This window comes from Chryseobacterium sp. 22458, assembly GCF_052044975.1.
Taxonomy (GTDB): domain Bacteria; phylum Bacteroidota; class Bacteroidia; order Flavobacteriales; family Weeksellaceae; genus Chryseobacterium.
On the sequence record NZ_JBQEOA010000002.1, the window covers coordinates 642042 to 665853 of the forward strand.

19 protein-coding genes are annotated in these 23812 nt (G+C 36.1%); 13 read left to right on the forward strand and 6 right to left on the reverse strand.

Features of this window, described 5'->3' with window-relative positions:
* The first annotated feature begins 15 nt into the window (after positions 1 to 15).
* A complete protein-coding gene (locus ACTJJF_RS10225) occupies positions 16 to 615 on the forward strand; it encodes a hypothetical protein (RefSeq protein WP_440699584.1) in 600 nt (199 codons plus the stop codon).
* A 58-nt stretch (positions 616 to 673) separates the two neighbouring features.
* Here the strand turns inward: ACTJJF_RS10225 and ACTJJF_RS10230 are convergent, their stop codons facing one another.
* The 6 genes from ACTJJF_RS10230 to ACTJJF_RS10255 all read right to left on the reverse strand — a co-directional run bounded on the left by ACTJJF_RS10230 (position 674) and on the right by ACTJJF_RS10255 (position 7512).
* The gene (locus ACTJJF_RS10230; protein WP_440699585.1) at positions 674 to 904 is read right to left on the reverse strand and encodes a hypothetical protein; all 231 of its coding nucleotides are present in this window, start codon (positions 902 to 904) and stop codon (positions 674 to 676) included.
* Between the two features lie 175 nt (positions 905 to 1079).
* On the reverse strand, positions 1080 to 1970 hold the full coding sequence (locus ACTJJF_RS10235; RefSeq protein ID WP_312304304.1) for a DUF72 domain-containing protein: 891 nt from the start codon (positions 1968 to 1970) through the stop codon (positions 1080 to 1082).
* Between the two features lie 100 nt (positions 1971 to 2070).
* On the reverse strand, positions 2071 to 4215 hold the full coding sequence (locus tag ACTJJF_RS10240) for a T9SS type A sorting domain-containing protein (protein WP_440699586.1): 2145 nt from the start codon (positions 4213 to 4215) through the stop codon (positions 2071 to 2073).
* Positions 4216 to 4409: 194 nt separating this feature from the next.
* Entirely contained in the window at positions 4410 to 6068 is a 1659-nt protein-coding gene (locus ACTJJF_RS10245) for a ribonucleoside-diphosphate reductase subunit alpha (RefSeq protein WP_065394915.1), read from the reverse strand.
* A 55-nt stretch (positions 6069 to 6123) separates the two neighbouring features.
* Positions 6124 to 6414 carry a hypothetical protein gene (locus ACTJJF_RS10250; protein ID WP_440699587.1) on the reverse strand — a complete coding sequence of 97 codons (291 nt, stop codon included), beginning with the start codon at positions 6412 to 6414 and terminating at the stop codon, positions 6124 to 6126.
* A 123-nt stretch (positions 6415 to 6537) separates the two neighbouring features.
* Positions 6538 to 7512, reverse strand: coding sequence for a ribonucleotide-diphosphate reductase subunit beta (locus ACTJJF_RS10255; RefSeq protein WP_076352612.1), 975 nt, complete (start codon positions 7510 to 7512; stop codon positions 6538 to 6540).
* A gap of 424 nt (positions 7513 to 7936) precedes the next feature.
* On the opposite strand from ACTJJF_RS10255, the gene ACTJJF_RS10260 reads away from it, so the two are divergent.
* The 12 genes from ACTJJF_RS10260 (at position 7937) to ACTJJF_RS10315 (ending at position 23810) form a co-directional block, all read left to right on the forward strand.
* Positions 7937 to 8626, forward strand: coding sequence for an ABC transporter ATP-binding protein (locus ACTJJF_RS10260; RefSeq protein ID WP_312304285.1), 690 nt, complete (start codon positions 7937 to 7939; stop codon positions 8624 to 8626).
* Positions 8627 to 8717: 91 nt separating this feature from the next.
* Complete coding sequence (locus ACTJJF_RS10265; protein ID WP_440699588.1) at positions 8718 to 9947, forward strand: ABC transporter permease; 1230 nt, start codon at positions 8718 to 8720, stop codon at positions 9945 to 9947.
* A 70-nt stretch (positions 9948 to 10017) separates the two neighbouring features.
* Complete coding sequence (locus tag ACTJJF_RS10270; protein ID WP_312304281.1) at positions 10018 to 11289, forward strand: ABC transporter permease; 1272 nt, start codon at positions 10018 to 10020, stop codon at positions 11287 to 11289.
* 123 nt (positions 11290 to 11412) lie between these two features.
* Positions 11413 to 12624 (forward strand): efflux RND transporter periplasmic adaptor subunit, encoded by a 1212-nt coding sequence (locus tag ACTJJF_RS10275; RefSeq protein WP_312304279.1) that lies wholly within the window; start codon positions 11413 to 11415, stop codon positions 12622 to 12624.
* Between the two features lie 220 nt (positions 12625 to 12844).
* Complete coding sequence (locus ACTJJF_RS10280; RefSeq protein WP_440699589.1) at positions 12845 to 14371, forward strand: glycosyltransferase family 39 protein; 1527 nt, start codon at positions 12845 to 12847, stop codon at positions 14369 to 14371.
* Positions 14372 to 14508: 137 nt separating this feature from the next.
* Entirely contained in the window at positions 14509 to 15414 is a 906-nt protein-coding gene (locus tag ACTJJF_RS10285; RefSeq protein ID WP_440699590.1) for an NAD(P)/FAD-dependent oxidoreductase, read from the forward strand.
* Positions 15415 to 15565: 151 nt separating this feature from the next.
* A complete protein-coding gene (gene glyA / locus ACTJJF_RS10290) occupies positions 15566 to 16831 on the forward strand; it encodes a serine hydroxymethyltransferase (protein WP_440699591.1) in 1266 nt (421 codons plus the stop codon).
* A 55-nt stretch (positions 16832 to 16886) separates the two neighbouring features.
* Positions 16887 to 17345, forward strand: coding sequence for a regulatory protein RecX (locus tag ACTJJF_RS10295; RefSeq protein ID WP_312304272.1), 459 nt, complete (start codon positions 16887 to 16889; stop codon positions 17343 to 17345).
* Positions 17346 to 17399: 54 nt separating this feature from the next.
* Positions 17400 to 18500 carry a DegT/DnrJ/EryC1/StrS family aminotransferase gene (locus tag ACTJJF_RS10300; RefSeq protein ID WP_440699682.1) on the forward strand — a complete coding sequence of 367 codons (1101 nt, stop codon included), beginning with the start codon at positions 17400 to 17402 and terminating at the stop codon, positions 18498 to 18500.
* A gap of 123 nt (positions 18501 to 18623) precedes the next feature.
* A complete protein-coding gene (locus tag ACTJJF_RS10305) occupies positions 18624 to 20552 on the forward strand; it encodes a polysaccharide biosynthesis protein (RefSeq protein ID WP_440699592.1) in 1929 nt (642 codons plus the stop codon).
* Positions 20553 to 20587: 35 nt separating this feature from the next.
* Positions 20588 to 21406, forward strand: a complete 819-nt coding sequence (locus ACTJJF_RS10310) for a polysaccharide biosynthesis/export family protein (protein ID WP_440699593.1) — start codon at positions 20588 to 20590, stop codon at positions 21404 to 21406.
* Positions 21407 to 21413: 7 nt separating this feature from the next.
* A complete protein-coding gene (locus tag ACTJJF_RS10315) occupies positions 21414 to 23810 on the forward strand; it encodes a GumC family protein (protein WP_440699594.1) in 2397 nt (798 codons plus the stop codon).
* Positions 23811 to 23812: the final 2 nt, after the last annotated feature.

Below are 23812 nucleotides of genomic sequence, written 5' to 3' on the forward strand. Positions count from 1 at the left end.
GTATCTTTGTAAAATATGACACTCATTATTTTTATAATATTTCTGGCTTCCGTTCTTTCTTTGGTCCTTTTTAAGGTAAAATCCGGAGGAATGGCGAAATGGGCAAAATTGTTTCGTATTGTAACGGTGGTTTCTTCAATTTCCGTTTTTACCTATTGGTTTATCAAGAAAAGTGCAGTGGCGTTTGTAGATAATTCCGTTGGCCTGCAGGTGATCAATAAGCTCCCTCAGACACTGGATTTCTATCTGATCAATGTCAATAAAACAGATAATAATGTTACACTTCAGCCTAAACATATCGGAAAAATACGACCGGAATACTACAGAATAGAATACCTGAAGATGGATAAATCTGACGAATACTGGATTGCCGGATATCTCGGGAAAAAAAATCTGGTCTATTTTTCCCAGCATTCTGTGCCCAATAAAAATATTGATCAGATTGTAGAAGTACAGAACTATATCAATCAGAGTATGAAACTTTCTGATGCAGCAAAGAAGCAGGTAGACGCCTATAATTATGAAAATGTAAAGCTGGGAATCTGGATTGCATTAGATTTCCTGCTGTTGTTTTTGAATCTGGTATTGCTTCTGAAAAAAAATAAAACTACATAAAGATCTTGTAAAAATAATGAGCCATTGATTTCAATGGCTCATTATTTTATTTTACGGATCAGGGATAATCCAGGATCTGCATGATCCGCTCTTTAAATTCTTCAGGACAGCTCCTGACTAATTTATCTTTATTTTGTTTGCTGATCTGGCCGGGTTCCAGCCATTCAACTTTATTGGAATTCAAGCTGTGATTATCGAATACTCTTTTGATGGTATGATTCTCATAAAAGATATATTCATCACCGAGCCAGCTGCTGGCGATACTGATTTTACAAATTTCCTTTTCCATGTCTAATTTTTTTATACAACCGTTTAGTGAAATACGGTATACTCTAATGTAAGGAAAAATCTGTTATGAAAAGGGTTTGTAGCTTTTGTAAGACTAAATTAAAATGAGTCTATTTAATTTTTTTAAGCTTGAATAATTGCTAGATTTTGAATAATCGCTGCCAATATCAGTGTATTTAAAACAGGGTTCCCGTACTTTCCGTTGCCATTTGTGGAATATGAAGATCAGTCTTCCAATCCGCATTCAGTTTTTTGATAAAGTAGGCGGATAGGAGAGGTGATGCCTTTTCTATATTCTGGTGGACAAAAAAGTAGATATTTTGAAGCCCTTGCTTTTTCCATTTTGTTAAATGTTTCAACCAGTCATCCAGTCTTTCGTAATCACTTTCCGCATTGGCTCCTACATAGCGGATAAAAGCATTGGGAGTGGTAAGACGCATATGAAGCATATCTCTTCTTCCGGCAGTGTCTACAATAATGTTGGTGATATTGTGGGCTTCAAAAAGCTCACAGGTCGTATTAAGAATTTCTTCATCTGTGAACCATTCCGTATTTCTGAGTTCTATTGCCAAAGGAACTTCTTTTGGCCACTCTTTTACAAATTTTTCTAACCTGTCGTAATCTTTAGGCTTAAAATTATCATGGAGCTGAAGAAAAACCATTCCTAATTTCTCATCAAAATTAATGACTGCTGAAGCAAATTGAGTAACAGGATCTGTCACATCAATCAATCTTCTGAAGTGGGAAACGGTATTGGTAATCTTAGGGAAAAACTTAAAATTTTCCGGAGTTTTTTCTTTCCAAGTTTTTACCTGATCAGGTGTGGGCATTCCGTAAAAAGTGGCATTCAGCTCAATAGAGTTGAATTGCGTGGCATAATAGGTAAGTTCGTCTTTCGTTCCTTTAGGGTAGAAACCCTTAAGGTCGGTTTTATTCCATTTCGCACATCCTATAGAAATATTTTCCAGCCCTTTTTTATTCCGGCTTAAAATTTCTTTGGTTCTGGGATGATCTTCAGGAAGGGTGAAATCTATTTTTGATGGGTCTTCTACTTGTCCGAATTTCATATCTGTTGTGTTATAGCATTAAACAATAAACACAAATATAAACCAAAAAAATCATAGAAAGTTCTATGATTTTTTGTGAAAATAATGGTATCGTAAGTCCTTATTTTTTTATAATTTTTTCAGTAACCTGTTTTTTACCGGTTGTAATTTTTATAAAATAAACACCTGTAGGATAGCCCGAAAGGTCAATTTTTACAAGATCCTGATTAAAATCTCTGTTAAGAATAATTCTTTCCTGGGAATCAATAAGCTGTATGTTCTTTACAGGAGTATCAGAGCTTACCTGTAATATGTCTTTCACAGGATTAGGGAAAATCTTGATCTGTTTTGTATTGATTTTTGCAGTATCACTTTTCAGAAAAGAATTTCCGCAGTTGGTGGTAAATGTAATATCAGGATACATGGCCTGAAGATCGCTGAGCTGTGCATCATCCACACAAACTGATAAATTGGAATTGTTATTGCTGAAATCAACGAATTCTTCTATGGAGCCATTTCTCAGATTAACAGAAGTAAGATTAGTCATATTCAATAATGCAACCGATTCCAGATGTGATGAGGTGGAAAAGTCAAGCTGATGAATCTGAGGGCACATATTTACACGTACATTGCTTAGATTAATATTGTCAGAAGTACTTATCTGAGTCAGCAAAGGTAAATCTGCCAATGATAAAAATTCTAAATTGGTATTGTTTGTAATATTGACTGAATTGAGAAGGTTATTTTCATACAGGGTCAAAGATTGCAGAGCAACGCAGTCTTTGGTGTCCAGAGATGTTATTTTTGTATTGCTTACTTTAATATCTTTAAAACCGGTACATTGGTTGAGGTTGATCTTTTCCAGGTTGGAGAACATATACCCGATGGATAAATTTTGTAGCCCCGGACAATTCTCCAGATCCAGTTCTCTTAAATCCTGATTATTACCAAATTCAAAATTCGTGAGTGCGATACAGTTTTTAGCAACAATATTCTGAAGGTTTGCCGGCCCTTGCGTATTGCTGGTGATAAAACGGTCTGTTTTTAAAGTATGCAGATGAGAAAGGTTACTCACATCTACTGTATTCATATATCCGCAGGTACTTGTGATATCAATGTTTTCCAGAGCCTGGGCAGCGCTGAAATTTACAGTATTGGTGATCTTCTGATTGAAGGCTTTTAAAACTTTAAGCTTGGGTAGGCCTGCTAGATTTAATGTATTTACATCCCCGAAATAGACTCCGGAAGTGGTACTGTATATATTTCTGTTGTAGAAGGAGCAGTCTAATTCTTCAAGACTGGTCAATCCTGCAGCACTGAAATCAACCGATGGAGTGTTTAAACCTTTTATTTTCTTTAAAGATGAACAGCCATTAAGGTTTATTGAAGAGAAATAAGATCCGGTTGATTCATAGTGATCTGTATCAGCAATGACTTCCTGAAGGTTGGTACAATTATTTGCTATAAGTTCGATATTCTGATTAGAGTTTGGTGTAGCGGAAGGAAAATACCCCCCTGTTATCGCAATTTTTGTAAGTGTATTCAGATGAGGAACAACAATCTTTTCCAAAAATTTACAGGAATCAAAAGTTATTGTTTGAATACTGGAATTTTCAATATATAGTTCTCTGAGTTCTGCAGAACTGATCAATGCATTGCCGTTGATTTGCTGACAGTTTTTGATCCTTAAGCTATTTTCATCCGGAGACCAAGGATTACCGGAAATCTGATATGCGATAACGTCTGCAATATTCTGAATTCCTGAGCAGTTATCAAAAGACAGATTAATAGGAGAAGCCATATGTTGGCCTCCTTGTGATAAGTCATAATAAAAAGGCCTTCCCTGTACTTTCTTTATTGTAGTATTATTCGTAAAGCTGATGTTAGCCGTTTTGGTATTCCAGAAATAAAGCTCTTCGAGATTAGGGAATAGCTGAGCATCTGAAATTCCGTCCGGCAGATGGCTGTTGTAATAGGCCGTTTTTATGTTAGCAGGATCAGATGTATTCCCGTTAGGATCAATGTACGCCTGGTTACGATCTAGTCTGATTGTCAGAATTTTCACCTGTTGTGCCTCTGAAAGCTGAATTTCTCCATCTCCGTTCGTATCTATAGCAATGGAGTTTCCATTAAAATCCTGTACGATCTGATTTGTGGCATTGGAACTTAGAAGTAAAGCTTTAAATTTTGCATCAGAAAAATTAAGATGCTGAGCGTAAGCGATAGAAAATCCGCTTACACATAAAGTAAGAAAAATTTTTTTCATATTTGAGTTTTTTTGTTGATATAAGATTATTTACAAATCCCTTGCTGTACAATCTGATCATGCAAATATAATATCTTTTTTGAGATAAATGGATTTTTAATATTGTAAGCCTAAACTTATTTTTTTAACGGAACAAGAAAAGCACACCTTTCGGCATGCTTTTGTAAATAATATAGCGTGTTTATTACTTGATCCTATGCTTCACAGCTTGAACATGATACAAAGTTCACCATCATTTCTTTCGAAACAGAAGAACTTCTTTGGTAGTAAAGCGTTTTTACTCCTTTTTTCCAAGCTTCGATATACAGGTAGTTTACATCTTTTACCGGCATTGTAGAAGGAATCTGAAGGTTCAGAGACTGTGCCTGGTCAATGTATTGCTGTCTTTGTGCTGCCTGAGAAATGATCTCCATCGGCGAAATTTCCTTGAATGTTTTGAAGACTGCTTTTTCTTCAGGAGTCAGCTCATTCAGGTGCTGTACAGATCCATGGTTCAACATGATTGTTCTCCATGTTTCCTCATTATCCAACCCTTTTTCTTTCAATAGTTTCGCCAGGTATTTGTTCTTACGCATAAAGTTTCCTTTCGCAAGACCTGCTTTATAATAGTTGGAAGAGAATGGTTCAATTCCCGGAGAAGTCTGTCCTAAGATGGCAGAACTTGAAGTGGTAGGAGCAATAGCCATTGTAGTGGTATTTCTCAATCCGTACCCTTTCAGTACATCCGGCTCTCCATAAATGTTAGCTAATTCTCTTGAAGCCTGCTCAGCCTGCTCTTTAATATGTCTGAATGCTCTTGCATTGAACTGAGTAGCCTCAAAGCTTTCAAATGGAATCATATTTTTCTGCAGGTACGAATGGTATCCTAAAACTCCTAATCCAAGTGCTCTGTGGCGCATTGCGAAGTTTCTCGCTCCCTGCAGGTAGTAGTTACCTTCAGTTTTGTCAATAAACTCAGATAATACGGCATCCAGGAAGTATACTGCTAGTTTAACAGCATCTGTATCTTTCCATTCATCATATAACTCAAGGTTCATGGAAGACAGACAGCAGATAAATGATTCTTCCATGGTAGATGGAAGCATGATTTCAGAGCAAAGGTTACTTGCGTTTACCGTCATTCCTAAATCTTTATATACCTGAGGTTTGTTTCTGTTGACATTATCGGTAAAGAAAATATAAGGAAGTCCTTTCTGCTGGCGGCTTTCCAATACTCTTGCCCAAACCTTACGCTTGTCCATATCACCGTCAATCATATCCTGCATCCAGTAATCCGGAACACATACTCCTGTGAACAGGTTCTGGATCGGGCTACCGATATCTTTAATGGATAAAAATTCTTCAATATCTCCGTGGTCAATGTCAAGATAAGCAGCAAAAGCCCCTCTTCTTACACCTCCCTGGGAAACAACATCCATTGCTGTGTCAAAAAGCTTCATGAATGAAACTGCTCCGGAAGATTTTCCGTTATCTGTTACAGCAGTACCTCTGTTTCTAAGCTCTCCGAAATACCCTGAAGTACCACCCCCGATTTTGGTCTGCATGATCACTTCACCCATTTTATGAGTAATTCCTTCAATGCTGTCCGGGATGTGAGCGTTAAAACAAGAGATCGGAAGGCCTCTTTCCGTTCCCATATTGGCCCATACCGGAGAAGAGAAACTGATCCATCCTTTTGTGATCATTTCTTTGAAAGCGGGCTGAAGTTCCGGCTTGTATAACCTTTTTGCAGCGGCAGTGGTGATTCTGTCGATAGCTCCATCTACCGTTTCACCTTTCAACAGATATCCTCTGTTCAACATCTGCTCAGACTCTTCATTGAGCCACCATATATTTGAATTTTGCTCTTCCATAGATGTTATATTTTCGAATTCCGGGATGAGATAAGCACCCCGGAATTTTGTTTTTTTATAATATTGATTGTAAAAATTCTACTTTGTGGGAACCATTCAATCCGCTTTCGTCCCTTAATTTCTGAAATTCCTTAAAAGATGGTACGTTCAAAACTTCATGCTGAACTTCTTCATTAATGTAGTTTGAATAGTGTACAAAAGTAACACCATCTTCCTTTACAAAAACTTTGTATTCAAAAGTAGAGGGATCTAATTTTTTAAAATCCTCCAAGAATTTCTGAATATTCGCTTTGTTGCTGGAAACGAATCCGGGATTTACCGTATAGGTTACGATTACATTAATCATCTTTTATATTTGTGTTTGTTTACGTAAAAACTTAATGTCATATGTTCATAAGCGATGAACTTATTTCCAGCATGACTATGCTAATACTATCTGCTTTGACGCTCGCTTCGCTCGCGCTCTACATTAAAACAAATCGTTGGCCGTAATACTCTTATCGTGTTTTGTATAGTCTACCGGTCTTTTTGCAAAGAAATCATCCAATGAATTGGCGAAAACTTCTTCCTCGAACCATACCATTGGTCTGTATTGTTCAGGGGTGATGTTGTATCTTGTTTTCATGTTGATTTTCTTCAAACTGTCGTCTACACGGTATTTCATGAAGTTTAACAGATCTTCTTTAGATACGTTGTCGATTTCACCCAGTTCAAAGATCCAGCTCAGGATATCGCCTTCTTTTTCGATAGATTCGTCTACAAGAGTATAGATATCTTCGATGTCGCTTTCTGTCAATAGGTCCGGCTGTTCTTCACGGATTTTATTGATCAGGTAGATCCCTGCATTGGCATGAATTTGTTCATCCACGGAAGTCCATGCGATGATATTGGAAACATTTTTCATGAATCCTTTGAATCTTGTGAAAGAAAGGATGATGGCAAACTGCGAGAAAAGAGAAACGTTTTCTACAAGAATACTGAATAATAACAATGCTGAAACGTATTCTTTAGGTGTTGCGGAATTAGCATGTTTCAAAGCATTTCCAAGAAACTCGATTCTTCCTTTTACGGCAGGAATTTCAATAACGTTAAGGAATTCGTCATTATATCCCAATACCTCCAATAAGCGGGAATAGGCTTCAGAATGACGGAATTCGCATTCTGCAAAAGTAGATCCTAATCCATTGAATTCCGGTTTTGGCAGGTGATTGTATAAATTTCCCCAGAATGTCTTTACAGACACCTCGATCTGTGCAATGGCTAACAGCGCATTTTTCACAGCGTGCTTTTCATGTGGTTCCAACTGCGAATGAAAATCCTGAACATCTGCAGTAAAGTCCACTTCCGAATGTACCCAGAACGATTTGTTGATTGCCTCTACAAATTGAAGAACCTCCGGGTATTCAAATGGCTTATAACTTACTCTTTTATCAAAAATTCCCATATTAAATATCTTTATAATTAAATAATTTAGATCTCTGTGGATAATGTTCCGGAAATACTTAAGTTTTTGTTTTTCTGCTGGTTGTGAATAAAAGTTATTCACTTTTTCAGTTTCGTATTTCTTGTAAAGAACTAAATACAAAGTTCGAAAAAAAGAACTGATTTTGAAAGGGGTAAATACTAATAGGCTGACTTTTAGCCTGAAAAGTTTTCCACATTTACATGAAACAGGCTCGAATAATAGGCTGGAAGGGAATATTGAAGATAAAAGGATACAAATCTGAAGTTACAGTTAAACAATTAAATGTAAGTTGCTATAAATAAAGGTTTAATGAGTTAAACAAAAAAATATTTGAATAAATTTTCTTTCTTGTAACAATTTGAAAATATCATCTACTTATTGGGTATAAAACATACATCACTTAATGTTAGTAATTCAGGATTTACATAAGTCATACGATACGGGAAAAAGCAAGCTTCATGTTCTCAAGGGAATTAATCTGAATATTTCAGAGGGCGAGTTTGTTTCTATTATGGGAAGTTCCGGTTCCGGAAAATCTACGCTTCTTAATATTATTGGGATTCTGGATGAAAAAGATTCAGGAACTTATGAACTGGACGGTGTTCCTATTGAACATTTATCTGAAGTAAAAGCTGCAGAATATAGAAGCCGTTTTTTAGGATTTATTTTCCAGTCTTTCAACCTAATCAATTATAAAACAGCTTTAGAAAACGTAGCGTTACCTCTTTATTACCAGAATGTACCCAGAAAGGAACGTAATCAGAAAGCGCTTGAGTATCTTGAAAAAGTAGGGTTGGGACAATGGGCAAACCATCTGCCTAGTGAACTTTCAGGAGGGCAGAAACAAAGAGTAGCCATTGCCAGAGCCCTGATCACCAATCCGAAAGTTGTACTGGCGGATGAACCTACCGGAGCACTGGATTCGAAAACTACCCACGATATTATGAAACTTCTTCAGGATATCAACAATGAAGGTAAAACCATCATTGTGGTAACGCACGAACCGGATGTTGCCGCACAGACCAAAAGAAATGTAATCCTGAAGGATGGAATCATTGAAAGTGATGAGTTTATTAAGCAGATTGTGCTTTAGGAATTTGATAATTTGAAAATGAGATAATTTGAAAATTTAACGGTTCAATTTTTAATCTTTAAATTTTTCAATCTTTTAATACCAATACAAAATGTTTGATCTAGATCGTTGGCAGGAAATATTCAGTTCTATCCGCAGTAATGTACTTCGGACGGTGCTTTCCGGATTTACGGTGGCTTTGGGATTATTTATTTTTATTGTTCTTTTCGGAATAGGAAAAGGGCTGCAAAATGCATTTTCTGAAGGATTTGCCGGAGATGCTAAGAACCTTATTGTTATTTCAACCGGAAAAGCCACTTTAGCTTATAAAGGCTTGCAGTCTGATCGAAATATTTCAATGAATAATGCAGACTATGATTTTTTGATTAATGCAGATAAGAAAAAAGTAGGTCCTTCAAGTCCCAGATATAGTGCCAGTTTAATGGTGAAATATGGGAAAGAGAGTGGCTTTTATCAGATCAATGGTGCTGAGCCTGGAGAACAGATCATTGAAAATAGAAAAGTTATTGATGGCCGTTATCTGACCTCTATGGATTTGACAAGGAAATTAAATGTTGCAGTAATCGGAAGAATGGTTCAGCGGGATTTGATCAAAAATGGAAGTCCCATTGGAAAAGAGCTGGATATTAATGGAACAATGTATAAGGTGGTAGGAGTCTTTTCTGATGACGGAGGAGACAGGGATGAAAGGCATATTACAGTTCCTATTACAACATTACAGCAGATGAAAAAGGGATCTGATACGGTGAACATAGCATACATCACTTATGATGATAAGCTGACTCCGGATCAGGCAATCAAATACGGTGATGAGCTGAGAGATAAATTTAAAGCCAGAAAAAATGTTTCTCCTGATGATGAAAATGGAGTACGGGTCTGGAATAATGCGAAAAACATGAACGATACATTTATGTTTATGGCAGTACTTACGGCGATTGTAGGATTTATCGGATTAGGAACCCTGCTTGCCGGAATCATTGGGATCAGCAACATTATGGTATATATCGTTAAAGAAAGAACCAAAGAAATCGGAGTACGAAAAGCTATTGGGGCAAAGCCAGGCGGAATTGTAGGGCTGATCGTTCAGGAAAGTGTTGTGATTACAGTAGTGTCTGGGCTCGTTGGAGTCGGAATAGGTGTTTTAACCTTAAACCTTATCGGAAACAGCCTTGAAGAGTTTTTTATTAAAAACCCAAGTGTAGGCTGGGGATCCATTATTATGGCATTCATTGCACTGATTTTCTCAGGACTGATCGCAGGATTTGTACCCGCATACAGAGCATCAAGAATCAAACCGATTGAAGCACTGAGGACGGAATAATATAAACAGAAGCAAAAATGCAGGTTGATGGAATTCATAACTCATAATTTATAACTCATAATTCAACAAGGTGAATATCATATTTAAAAAAGATACTTGGCAGGAAATTTATTATTCATTGAGGAATAATAAACTCCGAACATTTCTTACCATGATCGGTGTGGGATGGGGAATGTTTTTGTATGTAAGCCTTCTTGGAGCAGCAAAAGGAATGGAAAATGGTTTTGATAAATTATTTTCCGGTTTTGCCACCAATTCAATTTTCCTGTGGGCACAGAAAACATCTATTCCATACGAAGGATTCCCTAAAGGAAGAGAAGTTCACCTGAACTTAAATGATATGGATATGCTGAAGAGAAAAGTAACCGCTATAGACTATATTTCCCCTCAAAATGCAAGAGGAAGCTTTACGGGAACACCTGGGGAAGCGATGTCAAGGAATGGTAAAAACGGGACCTATTCACTTACCGGCGATTATGCTGTAGGAAACAAAATTTCAGAAAAGAAACTTATTTTCGGACGTTACATCAATGATGCCGATGTTTCCGGAAATAAAAATGTAGTCGTTATTGGAGAAGAGATCTACAAGAACTTTTTCGACTCTAAGAAAAAAGAAAATCCAATAGGGAAATCTATCAATATTAAAGGTATTTTCTTTAATGTTATCGGGGTCTTCCGTGTAAAAAAAGGAGGAGGTTTTGAAAATGACCAGACAGCTTTTATCCCACTTTCCACTTATACCAAAATGTATAATGCAGGAGATCAGATAGACCTGTTTGCTATCGTAAGCAAGCCTAATGCTAACGTTAATTCCGTAGAAGAAGATGTAAAGCAGGTGCTGAAAAATAAAAATAAAGTTTCCCCTGAAGACACCAATGCTTTCGGAAGCTTCAATTTAGGAAAAGAATTTAAAAAACTGACAGGCTTTCTTACCGGGATGCAGCTGCTGACCATTATTGTGGGAACCCTGACTATTCTCGCAGGAGTTATTGCTATTTCAAATATCTTATTGATTACAGTAAAAGAACGAACCAAAGAAATTGGAATCAGAAGAGCTTTGGGAGCAAAACCAGCTGAGGTAAGAAATCAGATATTGCTTGAAAGTGTGGTGATCACGCTCTCGTCAGGATTACTGGGCTTTATGTTTGGAATTTTTGTGCTGATGATTTTAAATGCTGTGACGCAGGGGCAGGATTCGTTTCCATTCTATAATCCGACTGTTAATTATGGAAATGTATTTGCAGCAATGGCCGTAATGGTAATCTTAGGGCTGATTATCGGAATGATTCCGGCTCAGAGAGCAGTAAAGATCAAGCCAATTGAAGCACTAAGAACAGAATAATTAATTTGAAAATGAAATATTTTGAAAATTTGGAAATAAAAAATGACTGATCATCAATATACGATTGACCAATCTTTTAATTTTTAAATCTTTCAACCTTTAAATAAAAAATAAACTATACATATGAAAAAGAAATTCACTTGGAAAAAAGCCATTTATATAGTGTTGGGGCTTTTATTTGCAGTGGCATTGTTCTCAGGGATTGGCTATCTTGTTAAATCGAATTCTAAAGAAGATGAGGCTTTCCTTACCCGCAAACCTACCGTTCAGAATATGGATGATAAGGTGATGGCTACCGGGAAAATTGTACCGAAGGAAGAAATTGAAATTAAGCCCAACATTACAGGGATCATTGATAAAATCTTAGTGAAAGAAGGAGATAAAGTAGAAGTGGGGCAGCTTATCGCTACAGTGAAAATTGTTCCGAGTATTTCTGAGGTAAATGCTGCTCAGCAGGAAGTTCAGAACGCTCAGCTTCAGATCAGTAATGCACAGCTGAACGTTGCTAATATGCAGAAACAGTTTGAGATGCAGGAAAAGCTTTATAAACAAGGAGTAGCTTCTAAGCAGGAATACCTGAATTCACAGCAACAGCTGTACTCCCAGCAGCAAACCCTTAAAAATTCGAAGCAGCAGTTGAACACCGCCCAGAAAAGATTACAGATTGCTAAAACAGGTGCTACACCTGAACTTCAGGGACAAGGATTGGCGACTACACAAATCCGTTCTAAAGCTTCAGGAACCGTTCTTGAAGTTCCTGTGAAATTAGGTAGCCAGGTAATTGAGGCCAATAACTTCAATGCCGGTACAACGATCTGTTCCGTAGCAGATCTGAACTCTCTGATCTTTAAAGGAGAAATAGATGAAGCTCAGGCTGGAAAACTGAGACAGGGGATGGATATGAACATCGTGATCGGTGCATTACAGAATAAAACCTTCCCTGGAAAGCTTACCATGATCGCTCCTAAAGGAAAAGATAACGCAGGTACCATTAAATTTCCGGTAGAAGGAAATGTGGATAACCCTAATAATGAATACATCAGAGCAGGTTTCTCCGCAAATGGTGAAATTGTATTAAGCTCTCAGAAAAATGCTTTATTAATGGATGAGTCCTTAGTTCAGTACGAAAAGAAACAAGGAAAAGATGTTCCTTTTGTGGAAGTAAAACAAAAGGACGGCAAATTTAAAAAAGTATACCCGAAACTGGGTGCCAGCGATGGAATCAATGTTCAGATTCTTCCGGGATCTGAGATCACAAAAGATTCTGAAATTAAAGTTTGGAACCCGTCTGATAAAGATAAAGAAGAGTTGAAAGAAAAGTCTAAGGCAAAATAATAAACTCACTATAAACTACTAAACTGTTAGGTCCCGGAGGAATATTTCTTCGGGATCTTTTTATTATCAGCTAAGCATCAGGAGCCAAATAATTCCTACATTTGAACTGGGTAAACCTGAAATCATCAGATAGGTTAAGTTGTTTTTTAAAGTAGAAGATTTTGGAGATGTCACATAAGAAGAGCTTAAATTGTCTTAGTAGTAATCCAAACGATAACCTATGAAAAAAAACTATTGGATTCTTGTTCTTTTTGTTCTTGCTAAATTTATACTTCAGTATTCACTGATAAGCCCGGAGTATGAACTTCACAGAGATGAATACCTGCACTTAGATCAGGCAAATCACCTTGCCTGGGGCTATCTTTCAGTTCCGCCTGTCAATTCCTGGCTGGCCTGGATCATTAAAATATTAGGGAATTCCATATTTTGGGTTAAATTTTTTCCAGCCTTATTCGGAGCTTTGACCATAGTGCTTACATGGAAGGTGGTTGAAGAGCTTAATGGAAACCTGTTTGCTAAAATACTGGCCTCTCTGGGGATATTATTTTCAGTACTTCTTCGGGTAAATATGTTATTCCAGCCCACCTCTTTGGAGATTTTCCTTTGGCTGTTCTTTTACTACAGTCTGATTAAATATTTCAATTCCCAAAAAGTAAAATGGTTGTATATAAGCGCCATTATTGTCGGAATAGGAATGTTAAACAAATACAATATTGCTTTTTCATTATTGGGGCTTATTCCCGCATTATTGCTGACGGAGCAGAGGAAGATTTTTATGCAGCCTCATGTGTACTGGGCAGCTCTTTTAGCTTTAATAATTATTTCCCCCAATCTTCTCTGGCAGTATCAGAATCAGTTTCCGGTCATTCATCATATGAAAGAGCTCTCAGAAAGACAACTGGTACATGTCAGCAGGACTGAGTTTATGAAATCTCAGATTTTATTTTTTGTCGGAGTTATTTTTGTGTTGATCTCAGGCTGGGGAGCTCTATTACTATATAAACCCTTTGAGAAATTCAGGTTTTTCTTCTGGAGCTATATCTTTACAATTACTTTGTTTTTGTTTTTTAAAGCGAAAGACTACTATGCGATAGGACTCTATCCTGTGTATATTGCTTTTGGTGCTGTTTTTCTCGGAAATGTATTTGAAAAAAGCTGGAAGAGATTTTTGAAACCCGTATGTCTTCTCATTCCTGTACTTTTATTCCTGCCTTTGTATAATGTGGCTTTTCCAAATAAAAGTCCTGAATATATCGTATCCCACCAAAGCCAGTACAAAAAATTAGGCCTGCTTCGCTGGGAAGATGGAAAAGATCATCTGCTGCCACAGGATTTTGCCGATATGCAGGGTTGGAAAGAACTGGCTCAAAAGGTAGATAAAGAATATTCCAGGCTATCAAAAACCGGAAATACAATGGTGTTGTGTGACAATTATGGACAGACAGGAGCAATTAATTATTATTCCAAAGCTGGAGTAACAGCGATGTCATTTCACGCAGACTATATTAATTGGATTGACTTAAGTAAGAAATATAAAAATGTTATCAGAGTCAAAGATGCCTCTGAAGCAGGGAAAGAACTCAAAGAATCCGGCTCTTTTTTTGAAGTTGCAAAATTGGAAGATTCTATTACCAATACGTATGCAAGAGAAAGAGGAACCGCAATTTTTAGTTTACAGGGAGCAAAAATAGATGTCAATAAAAGAATTCAGGATGAAATTATCGAAGTTAAAAATGAATGGAAATAGTTTTTAATAAAGCTGGAAAAGATGATTTGCAGACAGGATAAAGTTAATAGATAAATTTTATTGCAACTTTATTGCATTAATTGATTTTAGGCTATCTTTGCATCATTAATTATCAATCATCAACTATCAATTGAGCTATGGAAAACAAAAACCTTGATGTTATCATAATAGGAGGAAGCTATTCTGGATTATCTGCAGGAATGTCTTTAGGAAGATCTTTAAGAAATGTTCTGATTATTGATAACGGAAAACCCTGCAACAGACAGACTCCGCATTCCCATAACTTTGTTACTCATGACGGAAAAACACCTGCGGAAATTGCAAAGCTGGCAAAAGAAGATGTAGAAAAGTATGACACTGTACAGTTTTATAATGGAACAGTCGTAAAAACAGCAAAAACAACCGAAGGTTTTGAAATTCAAACTTCATCCGGAGAAAAATTTAATACCAAAAAGCTCATACTTGCTTCAGGAGTGAAGGATATTATGCCAGATATTCCCGGATTTGCAGAATGTTGGGGGATTTCTGTTATCCATTGCCCATACTGTCATGGTTATGAAGTGAAAAATGAAATCACCGGAATTCTTTCCAACGGAGAGATGGCCTACGAGTTTTCAAAACTGATTTTTAATCTGACTAAAAACCTCACTTTATTTACCAATGGAAAAGCTGTTCTTAGTGACGGACAACTTGAAAAACTAAAGAATAATAATATCATCCTTAACGAAGATGAAATCAAAGAAGTAAAACATGAAAATGGTTTCATTCAAAAAATAATTTTTAAAAACGGAAAGGAAGTTCCGTTGCAGGCTTTGTATGCGAAAATTCCTTTTGAGCAGAATATCAATGTATCTGATGATCTGGGGTGTGAACTGACGGAACAGGGATTTATCAAAGTAGATTTTATGCAGAAAACAAATGTTCCCGGAGTTTTTGCCTGTGGAGATAATGTGACCATGATGAGATCCGTAGCCAATGCTGTAGCACAAGGAAATTTTGCAGGAGCTATGGTCAATAAAGAACTTTCTGATGAAGAGTTTTAATTTGTTTTTTGGTGAAAATAATAACAGCAGAAATAATAAATCTACTTTTTACATTTCCCTTTTGAGTGTTTAAAAATCATTTTTTTAATGCCAAAATCTCGGTGAAAATTCCGTACATTTGGAGGGATAAATTTCAAAAACTAAAAGTAAAATGGATATTATTTTCGACCTGATTGAAAAGGAAAGACAAAGACAAACCCATGGATTAGAGCTTATCGCATCAGAAAACTTTGTTTCTGAAAATGTGATGAAAGCAATGGGAAGTGTACTGACAAACAAATATGCTGAAGGATACCCCGGAAAAAGATATTACGGAGGATGCGAAGTAGTAGATGAGGTTGAAACACTGGCTATCAACAGAGCAAAAGAACTTTTCGGAGTAGACTATGTGAACGTTCAGCCACATTCCGGTTCTCAGGCGAATGCTGCCATTTATCTTGCCGTTTTGAAACCAGGAGATAAGATCATGGGAATGGACCTTTCAATGGGAGGACACCTTACTCACGGTTCTGCAGTGAATTTTTCTGGAATCCAGTATAACGTAGTTTCTTACGGAGTTCAGCAGGAGACAGGTCTTATTGATTATGATCAGATGAGAGAAGTGGCATTGAGAGAAAAACCAAAAATGCTTATTGCAGGTTTCTCAGCATATTCAAGAGATCTGGATTATGCTAAATTCAGAGAGGTGGCAGATGAAGTTGGCGCAACTCTTTGGGCAGATATCGCTCACCCTGCAGGTCTGGTAGCAAAAGGATTATTGAATTCTCCATTTGAACACTGCCACGTAGTGACTACCACTACCCACAAAACTTTAAGAGGTCCTAGAGGAGGAATGATCATGATGGGGAAAGATTTTGAAAACACTTACGGTCACAAAACTCCAAAAGGAGAAATCAAAATGATGAGCCAGGTGTTGGATGGTGCTGTATTCCCGGGTATTCAGGGAGGGCCACTTGAGCACGTGATTGCCGGTAAAGCAGTAGCTTTCGGAGAAGCCTTGGATGTGCAGTTCGAAATTTACGCTAAACAGGTTAAAGCGAATGCACAGGCATTATCAAAAGCGATGATCGACAGAGGTTTCGATATCGTAAGTGGAGGTACGGACAACCACCTGATGCTGGTAGACCTTAGAAACAAAGGGGTAAACGGTAAAGAAACAGAAAAAGCATTAGTGCTTGCTGATATTACATGTAACAAAAATATGGTTCCTTTTGATGATAAATCTCCGTTCACTACATCTGGTATCAGATTGGGAACTGCCGCTATTACAACCAGAGGGCTTAAAGAAAATGATATGGATACTATTGCAGGATTGATCTCTGAAGTAGTAGATAATATCAAAAATGAAGAAGTTCTTGCGTCTGTAAGAAAGAAAGTGAATGAATTAATGGAAGGTAAAGCTCTGTTTAATTACTAACAGATATTATAATATCATACAAAGAATGGGCGTGAGCCCATTCTTTTTTTATACAATGGAAAAAAAATCTTTTACTTTTGATGAAATCAAGCAGAAACTGGTTAACTATTGTGTTTATCAGGACAGATGCCATGCCGAAGTAGAGCAGAAGATGAAAGAATTCCTGCTGATTGATGAAGCAAGAGAAGAAATTATTCTGTATCTCCTCAAAGAAAACTACTTAAATGAAGAACGCTTTACACGAAGTTATATCAGAGGTAAATTTTACATCAAACATTGGGGAAAGAATAAAATCAGAATGCATCTGAAACAGAAGCAGATATCTGAAAAACTGATCAATTCGTGCTTTGATGAAATATACGAAGATGACTACATCAAAACCATCACAAAAATATATGAGGATTACTCTTCTAAACAAAAAGGATTACAGGAATATCAAAAAAAATCGAAAACTATAAAATATCTCATGAGCAGAGGTTTTGAATATGAGAAAATAAATGATATTTTTGACTAAAAATTAAACACAGGAAGATTGGAAGAAAAAAGAATCTGGTTGTCCCCTCCGCATATGGGAGGAAACGAATTGAATTACATACAGGAAGCATTCGATACCAACTGGATTTCTCAGTTTGGTTCCAATATAGATGAGTTTGAAAAAACTCTTGAAAACTCTCTTGGAAATAATTCATTTGTGACCGCTTTGTCTTCCGGTACAGCAGCAATACACCTTGCCCTGCGATTACTGAATGTTGAAGAAAATGATTTTGTAATCTGTCAGTCATTTACTTTTGTAGCATCAGTAAACCCTATTCTTTACCAAAAAGCAATACCTGTCCTGGTAGACAGTGAAAGCTCCACCTGGAATATGTGCCCAAATGCATTAGAAGATGCAATCAGATACTGTTTAAAACAAGGCAGAAAGCCTAAGGCAATCATTACAGTTTCCTTATATGGTATGCCATTTATGGTTGATGAAATTCAGGAAATATCCAGGAAATATGAAATTCCGATTATTGAAGACAGTGCTGAAGCTTTAGGCAGTAAGTATAAAGATAAGCCATGTGGGTCTTTTGGAGATTTATCTGTAATTAGTTTTAATGGAAATAAGATTATTACAACTTCGGGAGGCGGTATTTTAATTTCAAGATCCCAAAGAGATAAAGAACGGGCTGTTTATCTGGCCACACAGGCAAAAGAAAATAAAGAATACTACAGCCATTCTGAAATTGGTTATAACTACAGAATGAATAATATTTCTGCAGGAATAGGAAGAGGACAGTTGGATGTTCTGGAACAAAGGATCTCAAAAAGAAGAGAAAATCATCATTTTTATCAGAAAATATGTGAAGAACTTGAATTTATCCAGCTTTTTGAAGAACCCGGAAAAGACTTTTTTTCTAATTATTGGCTGAACACCATTACCATAGAAAAGAATGATTATGGAATCACAAAAGAAATTGTGAAAAATAAATTTTCAGAGAATAATATAGAAACCAGATACTTGTGGAAGCCAATGCATTTGCAGCCCTTATTTACAAAATTCATTTTTTTTGGGAGCAATGTTTGTGGTACACTTTTTGACAAAGGTTTATGTTTACCGTCCGGAACTAATTTGAATGATGATGATAAGATCAGAATTAAGGATATTCTGATAAACATAAGAAATTAAATTTATTTTTGAAATCTAGAGTATAGATGATATTTTATTTTAATTTTGCAGGAATGCTTTATAGGCATTAAAACTAATAACTAAACTAGTCGTACTAACAATTTATGAACGCAAATAAAGACAATGTATAATTCTCTTAGGAAAAAAATATTTGGAGGAGATAATGTTGTCAATCTCTCAGACGTAAGATATCTTCCCAGATGGATAATACTTATAATAGATATTATCATTCTGGTTATCTCACTATTCCTTTCAACCTACATCATAGAAAAAATTACTCAAAGAGAGTTTATTTACCATAATGATAAAAGTATTGTTTTTGCTTTTATTATTGCAGTGAATACGATCTTCATGTATCTTTTTAAGACCTACGCCGGTATTATAAGGCATTCAACATTTATAGACCTGTTCAAGCTGTTGGTATCCTGTTTTTGTACCATGTTTGCAATAGGAACAATCAATATCTTATATTTCTGGGCTACCGGAAGTAAGTTTATTCTTACACCTTATTTGATTCTGTATTTCGTGATTTCCTTTATGGGGCTATTTCTTTTCAGGCTTTATGTAAAAGAGTTTTTTCATATTGTAAGAGAATACAGGAGAAGTGCCTTGAAAAAAAGAATTCTTGTATTGGGAATTGACGAACAATCTATCGCTATTGCACGGGCAATTCTGGATAATCCGAGCTTGCCTTATCAGGTTGTAGGATTTTTAACCCAAAGAACAGACTCCAAAAGAGCTTCTTTATTGGGGAAACCTATTTATGAGAAGCAAAAGATTGAAGAAAGTACCAAAGATGATCTTATTATTGATGGGGTTCTCATCGTTAAAGAAATGATGGCCAGAGATGAAATGAACAGCTGGGTGAATCTGTTTCTGGAAAAAGATCTGAATGTCTTCAAAGCTCCTTCTGTGCAAAAACTCAGAGACAGTGATTTAGGAGGATCTATTAAAAATCTCCAGATTGAAGATTTATTAAATAGAAAACCTATTAAGATACAGAATGAAAAAATTCAAAGCAGACATTTCGAGAAAACAGTATTGGTAACAGGAGGTGCTGGTTCCATAGGAAGTGAGATTGTAAGACAGGTTGCTTTGGTAAACCCTTCATTGATTGTTGTATTGGATCAGGCAGAAACACCCCTTTACGAAATTGAACTTGAAATGAGAGAAAAATTCCCTCACATTGCATTTAAGTTTGTCTTGGGAGATGTTTCGAACCAGCATAGAATGGAGGCTCTGTTCCAGATGTATAATTTTTCAATGGTATATCATGCTGCAGCTTATAAGCATGTGCCACTGGTAGAAGAAAACCCTCATGAAGCTATTTTTGTTAATATTTTAGGATCAAAGATTGTTGCAAGACTATCCAGTAAGTATAAAGTCAACAGATTTGTAATGATATCTACTGATAAAGCAGTAAATCCTACAAATGTAATGGGAGCTTCCAAACGTGCTGCAGAGCTTTTTGTACAATCGCTTCAGAATTTAGAGGGTAATACAACTAAATTTATTACAACGAGGTTTGGTAATGTTTTAGGCTCTAACGGTTCAGTGATTCCACACTTTAAAAAACAGATTGAGGCAGGTGGTCCCGTTACGATTACCCATCCGGACATTGTAAGGTATTTCATGACCATTCCGGAAGCTTGCGAACTGGTTTTACAGGCAGGCACAATGGGGCAAGGAGGGGAAATTTTTGTTTTTGATATGGGGGAACCTGTTAAAATCCTGGATCTTGCCAATAGAATGATTAAGCTTTCAGGGTTTGAACCGAATATAGATATCAAGATTGTTTATACAGGATTGAGACCGGGAGAAAAGCTTTATGAAGAACTCTTAAGTGATAATGCAAAAACACTTCCTACTCATAATGATAAGATTATGGTTTCTAAAGATCCGTCAATAGGATTCGAAGAAATAGATTTACTGACAAAGCAGATTACTAAGGCATCTTTACGAAGAGATAAGGTGGAAGTAGTAAAAATATTAAAAACAATTGTGCCTGAATTTAGAAGTAATAATTCTATCTATGAGGCGTTAGATAAATAGTAAAATATAAATGTATATTTGCACAATTTAAAAATATGAAGGGAAAAATATTAGCAATATCTCTGGCATTGATGCTGGTTTCCTGTAAGGTTAATCAATCCAAGCCCAATGACTTGAACTATATGCAGAATATAGAAAAAGTTGCTATAGCAGCATCAGAGAAAAATTCTAAATCTACAATACAGTCAGGCGATCAGCTGATTATTATGATTACGGCAAAAGATATGGATGTCGTAAAGCCATTCAATCAAAATTATTCTTCATCTGAACTTGTTCAGACTAATACTCTTGCAGGTAGTAATATGCCTAATCAGGGCACTACGATTCTTTCTGGGCCTACTTATATTGTAGACAGCAATGGGAATATTGATTTTCCAGTATTGGGTAAATTAAATACATCTGATAAAACATTGGTAGATTTTAAAGATGAAGTTAGAGAAAAGCTGACCCAATATATTATCAACCCAACAGTAAATGTAAGATTGGCTAACTTTAAGGTTACAATACTTGGAGAGGTAAACAGGCAAGGGGATTATACTCTGGCAAATGGACAAGGTACGATACTTAATGCTTTAGGACTTGCAGGAGATCTTACATCATATGGGAAGAGGGAAGATGTGCTTGTAATCAGAACCGAAAATGGTAATATTACCCATGGACGTATTAATTTGCAAGATGCTAACCTTATAAATTCACCATATTATAATCTAAAACAAGGTGATGCTATTATAGTATCATCCAACAATACAAAGGATGTTATCGCTAAACAGAACCCAAATACTGGACTTATCCTAACCGGTATATCTATAGCCGTTACAGCAATAGCAGTAGTAGTAAGTTTATTTAAGAAATAAAAAATTGATGGATAACCAGCAAACTTCACAATTTTCAGAAGAAAATAATTCAAACAGTGTTAGTGTCAGTGAGATTATACAACCTTTTGTACGCAGATGGCCATGGTTTTTGCTAAGCGCCTTGATTGCCTTGTTTATAGGTTATATCTCATTAAAATTTATGGTGCCTGTTTATAATGTACAATCTACAATACTTATTAAAGACGCTAAAAATTCTTCGTCACCTGTAGGAATGGGTAATGATCTTGGAATTTTACCGGATCTTTCAGGACTTGGCGGATTAAAGACTAATAGTATAGCCAATGAAATAGAGATTCTTAAGTCGAAAAAAATGATGCGTGAGGTAGTTATAAACCAAAACCTTCAGACAAACATCATTGCAAAAGGTAAGGTGACAAGTATTGAACTGTACAAAGAAACCTCACCCATTGAAGTCCATATCATTACAGAAAAAGAAAATAAATTTCCTACGAATATTTTAAAATTAGGATTAGAGGGTGAAAATTTAAGAATTAGTTCTGATATTTTGCCAAAAGATATCATTACTACATATGGAAAAACAATTAGTCTGCCATTTGCAAATATTATTATTACAAAGAATCCAAAATTTAAACCGGCAGAAATTAAAGGAATAAATATAAGTAATCTTGAGCTTCAGATTTCTACAACAGACGCAAAGGTAAACAGTCTTCAGGGAGCGTTGGAAGTGATTCTTGCAAGCAAGGATGCTACTGTAGTTAATTTGGGATTAAAATATCCACAGATTTCAAAAGCCAAAGATGTTCTAAATACCCTAGTAGTTGCTTATAACAATGATGCTATTTCTGATAAAAGTTCAGAATCAAAAAAGACTCTTGATTTTATTGAAGATAGAATTAAGAAGTTATCTGGAGAACTGGGTGATGTTGAAAATCAAAAGGAAAGTTTTAAGTCAAAAAATAATATTACAGACATTGAAACTGAAGCTAAAATTAATTTAGAAAGTTCTGCAGCGGCAAGAGCTAAGCAACTGGATGTAGATGCTCAATTGGAGTTGACTAATGCTTTAATCGGGTATGTTAGTAAGCAAGGTCAGTATCAGGTTTTGCCTGCCAATGTAGGTTTGAACAGTCCGGAAGCTGTAGCAGGAATTTCTACTTATAATCAATTAGTATTACAGAGAAACAGACTCCTTGAATCGGCGACACCCGAAAACCCGGCAGTTGTAGATGTAACTAAACAAATCAACTTGTTGCGTAGTTCTATAATGCAGAGTCTTCAACGAAATCAGGTTGGACTTCAACTGGCAAGAAATGAGTATATGGGAGAGCAGAATAAAGTTACTGGAAAAATTTCAAAACTGCCTTCTATTGAAAAAATGTTCAGAAGTATTGAGAGGCAACAGCAGATTAAAGAGAATTTATACCTTCTATTGCTCCAGAAAAGAGAAGAAACAGCTATAGCACAATCTATTGTTGCACCCAAGGCAAAAGTAGTTGATGCAGCATATTCTTTTCCTGTTCCGGTATCTCCTAAAAGAGGTGCAGTTCTTATGATTGCTTTACTTCTGGGGATACTTGTACCATTTGGTATTATATATTTATCACAGCTTCTTAATAACAAGGTTGTTACTAAACATGATCTTGAAAAATTGGTACATGCACCTGTTATTGCCGAATTACCAAGTCTTGAAAAAGGAGATTCGGAAATCGTGAAAGTAAATGATATCACTCCTATGGCAGAAGCATTCAGAATTCTTATCACCAATATGAATTTTATGCTTTCAAAAGATAAAAAAGGAAAAGTTGTGTTTGTTACATCTACAGTGAAAGGTGAAGGAAAGACATTTACTTCTGTTAACCTCGCTTTAACACTTGCTAATCCTAAGAAAAAAGCAATTATAATAGGATCCGATATCAGAAATCCACAGCTTCAAAGGTATAATCCTGCAAGAAGAGGTCTTACCGGACTTACGGAATATCTGTATAGTGATCATACAAAATTGGAGGAAATTATTCACGTATCTTCTTTTAACCCTTATCTGGATGTTATTTATTCAGGAATGATTCCTCCAAACCCAACAGAATTGTTATCTAACGGTCGCTACGAATTGCTTTTGGAAGAACTAAGAGGAAAATACGATTACATTATCCTGGATACAGCACCATTACTTTTGGTTACTGATACATTCCTTATTGCAGAACTGGCTGATGTCACAATCTATGTATCCAGATCGAGATATACAGAAAAAGCATTATTGGAGTTTGCGAATACCAACATCGATCAGAAGAAAATCAAGAATGTCGGATTTGTACTTAATGATGTGAGCAGAGATAATTTAGGGTACAGCAATAAATATGGTTATGGATACAATAATCAGAATGAACAATCTTGGTTTCAAAAAATTAAAAATAAATTCAGCTAACA